Origin of the sequence: Streptomyces sp. NPDC059851 (assembly GCF_042732005.1) — a bacterium.
In the GTDB taxonomy this organism is placed as follows: Bacteria; Actinomycetota; Actinomycetes; order Streptomycetales; family Streptomycetaceae; genus Streptomyces.
In genome coordinates, this window is the sequence record NZ_JBHWJJ010000303.1 from 1 (window position 1) to 1,352 (window position 1,352).

General features: G+C 67.8%; 1 pseudogene. It reads right to left on the minus strand.

Going from position 1 to position 1,352, the window contains the following annotated elements:
• A pseudogene (locus ACFV7Q_RS38885) lies at nt 1-1,103 on the minus strand (excinuclease ABC subunit UvrA); the annotation flags it as partial.
• Nucleotides 1,104-1,352: the final 249 nt, after the last annotated feature.

Genomic DNA, 1,352 nt, shown 5'->3' on the forward strand with positions numbered 1-1,352 from the left:
AGGTAGCCGAGTCCGATCTCCGTGAACGAGTCGAGGGTCTGCTGGAGTGCCGTGAGCAGCGGGGCCACCGAGGGTTCGTCCAGGCCGCGGACCCATTCCGCGAGGTCCCGGATCTCCATCGCGCAGGCGTCGGCGATGCTGATCCGGCCGATCTTCGACGAGCGGGCGCCCTCGCTGAGCCGGGTGCCGTCGCACTCGGGGCAGGTGGTGAAGGTGACCGCCCGCTCCACGAAGGCCCGGACGTGGGGCTGCATCGCCTCCCGGTTCTTCGACAGGAACGACTTGCGGATCTTGGGGATCAGTCCTTCGAAGGTGAGGGTCGCGCCGTCGACCTTCACCTTGGTCGGTTCCCGGTAGAGGAAGTCCTGCATCTCCTCCTCGGTGTACTTGGCGATGGGCTTGTCGGGGTCGAGGAAGCCGGACTCCGCGTAGGTCCGCACGATCCACCAGCTGTCCGACTTCCAGCCGGGGATGGTGAACGCGCCCTCGGCGATCGACTTGGAGTCGTCGTAGAGCTGCGTGAGGTCGATGTCGGAGACCGAGCCGCGGCCCTCACATCGGGTGCACATGCCGCCGGTGCGGCTGAAGTCGGCCTGGACCGCCTTCTTGCCGCCGCCCTCGACGGTGATCGATGCGCTCCCCTTCACCGAGGGGACGTTGAAGGAGAACGCGCTGGGCGGGCCGATGTGCGGCGTGCCGAGCCGGCTGAAGAGGATGCGCAGCATGGCGTTGGCGTCGGTGGCGGTGCCGACGGTGGAGCGCGGGTCGGAGCCCATCCGCTGCTGGTCGACGATGATCGCGGTGGTCAGCCCTTCGAGGACGTCGACCTCGGGGCGCGCTTGGGTGGGCATCATGCCCTGCACGAAGGTGCTGTACGTCTCGTTGACCAGCCGCTGCGACTCCGCGGCGATGGTGGCGAACACCAGCGAGCTCTTGCCCGAGCCGGAGACGCCGGTGAACACCGTCAGCCGGCGCTTCGGGATCTCGATGCTGACGTCCTTGAGGTTGTTCTCCCGCGCGCCGAGCACGCGGATCAGGTCATGACTGTCGGCAATGTGCGGCGAAGACGACTGCGACTGGGAAGTGTGCGTGCTCGGGGCCATGCTCGTGGTCTCTCCAAGAATCGTTGTACGGATCGAGGCCGTAACGCTCGCGCGGGCCGCCTGGGGCCGTCCGGCGCCCTCCGGTGCCGCCCGGTACCGCTCGGAGGCGCTCGGAGGCGCCGTTGCGTCGCGGGCGCGACTGTTCGGGGCGCCTTCTCTTGCTGGGTGGTGGGTGTTAGTGGTTGAGGTTTTTGAATTGTTTGATGGCGAGGGGGAGGAAGAGGGCGGTGAGGGTGGTGGGCCAGGCGA